The sequence below is a fragment of the Enterococcus durans NBRC 100479 = LMG 10746 genome, assembly GCF_001544215.1.
In the GTDB taxonomy this organism is placed as follows: domain Bacteria; phylum Bacillota; class Bacilli; order Lactobacillales; family Enterococcaceae; genus Enterococcus_B; species Enterococcus_B durans.
Genome location: NZ_BCQB01000084.1, coordinates 1 through 6,648 on the forward strand (window position 1 = coordinate 1; position 6,648 = coordinate 6,648).

7 protein-coding genes are annotated in these 6,648 nt (G+C 35.3%); 2 read left to right on the forward strand and 5 right to left on the reverse strand.

Annotated features, from left to right (window positions below; translation table 11 throughout):
- Positions 1–527: 527 nt before the first annotated feature.
- The 3 genes from ED2_RS13880 to ED2_RS13890 form a co-directional block, all read right to left on the reverse strand.
- Positions 528–884, reverse strand: a complete 357-nt coding sequence (locus ED2_RS13880; RefSeq protein ID WP_005877513.1) for an ArsC/Spx/MgsR family protein — start codon at positions 882–884, stop codon at positions 528–530.
- A 20-nt stretch (positions 885–904) separates the two neighbouring features.
- The gene (locus ED2_RS13885; RefSeq protein ID WP_016177867.1) at positions 905–1,309 is read right to left on the reverse strand and encodes a Spx/MgsR family RNA polymerase-binding regulatory protein; all 405 of its coding nucleotides are present in this window, start codon (positions 1,307–1,309) and stop codon (positions 905–907) included.
- Between the two features lie 221 nt (positions 1,310–1,530).
- Complete coding sequence (locus ED2_RS13890; protein ID WP_016177866.1) at positions 1,531–3,744, reverse strand: ATP-dependent helicase; 2,214 nt, start codon at positions 3,742–3,744, stop codon at positions 1,531–1,533.
- Between the two features lie 178 nt (positions 3,745–3,922).
- On the opposite strand from ED2_RS13890, the gene ED2_RS13895 reads away from it, so the two are divergent.
- Positions 3,923–4,612, forward strand: coding sequence for a YoaK family protein (locus ED2_RS13895; RefSeq protein ID WP_016177865.1), 690 nt, complete (start codon positions 3,923–3,925; stop codon positions 4,610–4,612).
- A gap of 50 nt (positions 4,613–4,662) precedes the next feature.
- On the opposite strand, the gene ED2_RS13900 is transcribed toward ED2_RS13895, so the two are convergent.
- Both ED2_RS13900 and ED2_RS13905 read right to left on the reverse strand, forming a co-directional pair.
- Positions 4,663–5,364, reverse strand: coding sequence for a deoxynucleoside kinase (locus ED2_RS13900; protein ID WP_005877504.1), 702 nt, complete (start codon positions 5,362–5,364; stop codon positions 4,663–4,665).
- A 234-nt stretch (positions 5,365–5,598) separates the two neighbouring features.
- Positions 5,599–5,805: a hypothetical protein gene (locus ED2_RS13905; RefSeq protein ID WP_005877501.1), complete on the reverse strand. Its 207-nt coding sequence runs from the start codon at positions 5,803–5,805 to the stop codon at positions 5,599–5,601.
- Between the two features lie 258 nt (positions 5,806–6,063).
- Between ED2_RS13905 and ED2_RS13910 the strand changes: the two genes are divergently transcribed.
- On the forward strand, positions 6,064–6,648 hold a 585-nt coding region (locus ED2_RS13910; protein ID WP_060789902.1), incomplete at its 3' end, for an accessory gene regulator B family protein.

A 6,648-nucleotide genomic window follows, 5' to 3' on the forward strand; every position in this document is an offset into this window, starting at 1 on the left:
TTTGCTTGTTAAAAATGTTTGTTGTCTTGAATCAATCAAGACGCCCTACACATTTGGTTTGTCTTACTTTGTTCAGTTTTCAAAGGTCTACTTGAATTGCCGTAGCAACTTTTATATCATATCAGAGTGACAAGTGAATGTCAACTGTTTTTTAAAAGTTATTTTCGATTTCATTTTTTAGAAATCTTTCAGCAACTCGTATATCATAACTTATCTTTTGTTATTTGTCAAGAACTTTTTTGAAGTTTTTCTTGATTGGATCAAGCTTTCCAATAGGTTCTTTTTAAACGACTTAGTTATCTTATCATGTGGTCACCCACACGTCAAGAACTTTTTTCATTGTTTTTTTGAACGTTTCAAAAAAGAAAAAGTCTAATAAAAACAACAGAAATGAATATATCATGTAAATTTGCACATGTCAATACAAATTTATACTCAATTTAGGTACTCTCCTCTTCTTCCCAACAAAAAAAGGAAATGAGCAGTTGCCACTTCCTCTAAATAGTATCTATTCCTCTTCGTTTTTACTATTCACTTAAAATCAATTGTTCCATTAGTTGTTCGTTGTATCCAACAAATAGAACTTCATCAATAATAATCAAAGGTCGTCTCAACAGCTCCTTATATTGTTTACACAATAGAGCTAATTGTTTTTTGCTGATCGAAGTTAAATCCACTTGAATATCTTTAAAGGCTTCCGACCAAGTGACGAATAATTGTTCAGCGTGCATTTCATCAAAGTTACATAACTCTTCTGCTTCGGTCATGGTTAATTCCTGTTGTTCCAAATCAATGAACTGATACGTCAGTTGATTGGATTCTAACCAATTCTTGGCTTTTAGGCACGTCACACAATGCAGTGAACCGTAGATTTTCACTTTCATCCTCACAAGGTCCCTCCTTTTTAGCTGAAAATACTGTTCTGCATATAGATCAAATTACGCGCGACGGAGCGGATCTCTCTTGGAACAAATGAACGAATCTCATCTTCATTGAATCCAATCAATATTCTTTTTTCATCTATTAAGATCGGTCTTCTTAGCAATGATGGATATTCTTTGAAGAGAACGATCATTTGCTTCAAGGACAATTCATTAAAATCGATAGCCAACTTTTCATATATTTTTGAGCGAGTAGAAATAATATCTTCAACTCCTCCTTCAGTAGCTGCAAGAATTTCACGGATTTCACTCTCTGTTATCGGGTCGGCAAAAATATTTTTCTCTTCAAAATCTAATCGATTAGCTTGCAACCTTGCGCGAGTCTTTCTGCAGGAAGTACAGCTAGGTGAAGTGTATACTTTTATCATTTTCTCACTCCTTTTTAATTATAATCCCATTCTAACCGAATCTCATAAAAAATACCAATTATTAGCTATAAAATTCATGATTTTTTTTACCTTTAGTAATCTATATCTCTAGAAAGCTTGGTATATCAGCATTTTCTATTATTATTTAGTTATAATCTTTTTTTATAAAAATAAAGAAAAGAGCAAGAATATAAACAAAAAAATTTATATTCTTGCTCTTTTCAGTTATATATCGATTGTTTTTTAATTTTACAACCAGTTTCTCTAATAAATCTTGAGGGTTTTAATCGACGTGTTCCCTTCATCAAAGGAATACACAGATACAGTCGATTCCTTGCTCTTGTCATCGCCACATAAAAGAGGCGTCGTTCTTCTTCTATAGTAGTTAGATGCTCTGCCTTTATCTGTTTGTTGCTTAAAGCATTTTTTTCAGTTGCTCCATTATAAGGGATCAGTCCTTCATTGCAACCAATCAAAAAGACATTCCGATAGCTCAATCCTTTACTTCGATGAATGCTTTGGATGCACAATGCATCCAGTTTTCCTTGACGATAAGCAGTCAGGCGGATTTTTAATTGCTTTGCTAGTACTTGTATTTCTTTCTCTAAGCCCATTAGTTGAGTCAGTGTCGGATATTTTTTGATAGTCTCGGACAACCATTCTTTTTCCGTACCATCCATTTCTTTAGCAGGTTTCAGCAATTTTAGAAAACCTTTTATCAATGATTCAATCTTATGGTTCTCATTTTTTTCAAGAGCGTTGATTTCTCCAATAAAAGAGCGTAGTTCTTTTTCCTTTGATTTCATATTAGGTCTCACTGCCAAGAGATAGTTTATGATATCTTTTTTCTTATTCTCATTTGAAAAAAAGAAATCACATTCAGCTCTTTTCAGATAGCAGTTCATCATTAGCTGATGCAATAACTGCTTATACGCATGATTTTTTTTCTGCTGCGTAGGCGCTTCGTACCAAAGTACTAATTTCTGGTAAAACTGTTGAAAAGTCCGTATACTAAATACTCCTTCATATTGCCCATCTGCTTCCAATACAAATGGAATTTCTGTTTGTAGGAGGTCTTGGACTAACTGTTGCGTTTGTGATAACGAACGATATAACACGATCGACTCTTTATACTTCCCATTGCTTTTTATAAAGGACTGGATCTGTTTGATGATCCATTTACTTTCAGTTTGTGTATTTTCAAAAGACAGAGCACTCATAATACCAGCTTCTTTTTGTGCTGGAACCATTGCTTTGGGAATGCGATCGTTCTTATTGAATGTGATCAATCGATTCGCACCTTGAACGATTGCAGCGCGGGAACGATAATTAGTCAGTAAAAACAGGGTCTTTGTGGGGTACTCTTGATCAAAATTTTTGATATAAGAAGGCTCTGACCCTCTAAATCCATAGATACTTTGATCATCATCCCCGACTACGATCAACTTGATATGGCTATCTTTCGTGATCAAACGTACGATTTCCCATTGCAATGGATTCGTGTCTTGAAATTCATCGATAAATAGGTAATCATATTTTTCACCGACATATCGTCTAACTGCTTCATCTTGTAGTGCAGATTTTAAATTTTGCAACACATCATTGAATTCAAATAGCTTCTGTTCTTTTTTTTGTTCTTGGAGTTCAGACATGAGATACTTCATTCGCTCAGAAATCGGTTTTGTTGCTTTTTGTTCAAGCGAGTCAAATTTGTCCTGGATCACTTCAACGATTTCCTCAATCGACAAATTCATATTCTGCCAATAATCCAATCTTGCCGAAATCGTTTTTTCTCCCGACTGATCAAATGCATATAGATTATACTTGCGGATCAGCTGTTGGAGTATACCATTGATTTTATAAGAAGTATCTTTAGAAAATTCCCCTTGTATCCCTGTTGCCGTTATTTCAGGAAAACGTCTTTGGATGTCATTGTACAAACGGAAAAAAATGCTGTGAAATGTGCCGATATGCACATTAGTCTTACATTGACTAAAATTATCTACCCGTTTTTTTAATTCATTTGCCGCATTCCTTGTAAAAGTAATCATCAATATCCGTTGCTCTTCTACTTGTTCTTGTGTCATCAAGTAAACGGCCTTTGCACAAATCGTCTGCGTCTTGCCACTTCCGGCTCCAGCAATAATCCGCAAATTTTTCTCCATGTTGTAGGTGATTGCCGCTTTTTGTTCTTGATTAAATCGATTATACGAACGTTTTTCCATCATATCGAAAAATGAATGGCTTCCATTATCTTCTTTTTCTTCGTCGATCAGGCCTGGAGCTTCGCCATATGCTGCCTCATAACTTGCAATGATTTCTTCTTGCATCCGGAAAATTTGTTGGAGCTTGCTGTACTTTTTTTCCCAATGTTTGAGTTCTCTTTGCAAACGAAGAATTTCTTTTTCGTTTCCTTGATTGATAGCTTTTCCCATCTTTCTGTTCATTTAAGTTCTGATTCGTTTCCTTTATACTAACAGACCTTACGCAAAAATAAAACGGCTTTAGCGAGTAGATTTTTTTCTGAAAATAATCTTTAATATTTCCGAAAAATAAAAGAATGATGTGGTAAGATAGTAAAGAAAATATATCTCAGTTGAAGGTGAAATAAAAATGAATACTTCATTCCACGAAGGACGTACGATTGGTCTTTTGCTAACCTTTATTGGCGGTGCTATGGATAGTTACACTTATATCCAATACAATGCTTTTGCTTCAGCTCAAACCGGCAATATCGTTTTGGCGATTATCCAAAGTTTCGATGGGGAATGGCTAAGTGTCGGCAAAAAGGTTCTTTCTACGCTGTTTTTCTTTTTGGGTATTTTACTTACTAAATTCCTGATCAACTATTTCCAGAAAAAAGAAAAGCACTTTTGGCGACTGTTTGTTCTCTATTGTGAAGCAGTGATCTTTTTCCTAGTCAGTCTGCCCTCGATCAATGCTCATCCTGCACTTGTAACAATCATGATTGCTTTCACCGCTGCAATCCAATGGCTTGCCTTTGACAAAATCGATGGACGTGCCTACACGAATCTATTCACAACAGGAAACTTAAAAGGGGTAGCAACGAATCTCTACGACTATTGGGTAACAAGAGAAAAAGCAGAATTTGATCGATTCATCCATTTTCTTACAGTGGTACTTGCATTTATCGCAGGCGCAATCGTTCAAGTCTTTTTTCATCATTTATTCAATATGTTCTCCATTTTATTAGTCTCTGTTTTATTTTTGATCATTGCAATTACCCAAAGCGTTCAACTTTGGCACTTTTATCGTCAAAATCCTTTCATAGTAAAAAAATAAAAATATGAGATGTGAGTCCCTTGTTAAGTGACTGACACCTCATATTTTTCTTATGAAAAGATTCCTCTCACCTTTTCACGATCTGTTGTGTAACGAGCGGGCATTTCTAACGCTCTTTCTTCTATTTTTTTGGTGTGCTGATTAATCAAACGAACGATTTCTTCCCCTGCGGATGGGTCTTCGACAAAATCATATTTATCCCCGTCGATCACCATTTTTGGACAGATATCAAAACTTTCATACCATTCTTCATAACGGCGATTCAACTCTTGATAATACGCATATAACTCAGGGTCTTGTTCTAGTTGTTCGTAGATTCGTCCTCTTTTTTTGATACGTGCTAACATCGTTTCAAAGGAAACACGGATGTAGACTAACAGATCCGGCTTTTTTGGTGGGGCAACAGCTTCTAATTCTTTGAGCATTGTTTCAAGCAATCCTTGATATTGCGCGACTTCCTCTTGAGTGACTCTGCCTAGATCTGCATTTAAATGGAACAGTAGGCTATCTTCGTAGATTGAACGATCTAACACATTATCATCATGGCTGAACGCATCTTTGATTGCCATGAATCGTTTATTTAGAAAGAAAATTTGCAATAGAAAAGCATACTTATCTGGATTTGAATAAAAAAGTGGCAGTACCTCATTATCCTCTACATTTTCATAGAATGGTTTCGTTTCTAAGTTTCGCGCAAGCATTTCTGTGAGTGTACTCTTTCCTGCACCGATCGTACCAGCTACTATAATCATGTTTGTTTGCCACCTTTCTTTTTTGAGTTATCGACCACGGCCGAAACTTATCCTTATTTTACATCTGTTTCACATGACACAAACGTTATGTATGTTCGATACGTTTTTCATTCTACTACGCTGATCAGAGAAATAAAAGTATCATTGTTAAATCTTTAATAACAAAAATAGACTGATTGCTTCGTTTTATTTGCTCACGAATATCAGTCTATTCTTCCATTATTGATTTATTTTTCATTCTGTCACAGCACTTGATTTCCGAACCACCAGTTGCCATTGAAGGTTGTGCGCAGTATCGTTATCTTCCGTCGCACAATTGATTACACGAATCATTACACTATTTTCGTAAACCTTCTCAATTTCTCCTTTAACAGGCGCACCAAATAAATCGGATTTAAATGCATATGTCTCTCCAACTTCAAATAATTGTTCATTTTCCATAAAAAATCCCTCCCAAACCTTTTCTAAAGGCTATTAAATATTTACCACAAAATTGAAGAAATAACACAATAAACTCCTAAACGGTTCTTTTCATGTCAAAACTGTTCATTTTTTGGTCTCTCTGTGAAAAAGTGGACTGTCCATCCATTCAAAAAAGGGAGTATTATTTTTACGATTTTGACCCCAAAACAACCTTTTATGAATCAAAACTCTATTTTGACCCTTTTTGACATAGAATATTAGTCGGAGGTACGTTAGATGAAAAATAAAGTTGTGAACAAATTATTGGAGACATTATTCAGTGGTGAAAAAACAGAAGAAGATATGGTTTATATCCAAGTTAAGTTTGCTCTTGAGGTGCTGATGAACAACCTAGGAAAATTAGCAGTTGTGCTAGTCTTTGCTTTAGCGACTGGCTCATGGAGCGAAACAGGAATAACTTTTCTTTCCTATATCTGCATTCGTAGATATGCGTATGGACTTCACTCTGATTCTGAATTTGTCTGCCTACTTTGGACTTTGCTTTATTTGTGGGGCGTTCCACTTCTGATGAAACATTTTGAATTGACTGTCTCCTTCCCATGGATGGTCTTTTTATTAGTCAGCTGCTTTTTATTATTGCTTCGCTATGGATCAAGAGGTACAGCTATTAATCCCATTGAACCAGAAAAACGCCCACCTTTATTGAAAAAAGCAATTTTCATGTTTGTTGTATTCACACTTCTGATCTTATTTTTCGCTAATTCTTACTTTTCTACTTACTTGCTTCTCGGGATTGTTTTAGAAATAGCTACGTTGCTTCCAATTACAAACTACCTAATGAATCTTGGAGGAATTTTTTAT

Excerpts from the sequence above, each read along its gene's own strand:
- ED2_RS13890 (WP_016177866.1), bottom strand. The coding sequence starts at position 3,744 with ATGGGAAAAGCTATCAATCAAGGAAACGAAAAAGAAATTCTTCGTTTG.
- ED2_RS13900 (WP_005877504.1), bottom strand. The coding sequence starts at position 5,364 with ATGATTATAGTAGCTGGTACGATCGGTGCAGGAAAGAGTACACTCACA.
- ED2_RS13880 (WP_005877513.1), bottom strand. The coding sequence starts at position 884 with ATGAAAGTGAAAATCTACGGTTCACTGCATTGTGTGACGTGCCTAAAA.
- ED2_RS13905 (WP_005877501.1), bottom strand. The coding sequence starts at position 5,805 with ATGGAAAATGAACAATTATTTGAAGTTGGAGAGACATATGCATTTAAA.
- ED2_RS13895 (WP_016177865.1), top strand. The coding sequence starts at position 3,923 with ATGAATACTTCATTCCACGAAGGACGTACGATTGGTCTTTTGCTAACC.
- ED2_RS13885 (WP_016177867.1), bottom strand. The coding sequence starts at position 1,309 with ATGATAAAAGTATACACTTCACCTAGCTGTACTTCCTGCAGAAAGACT.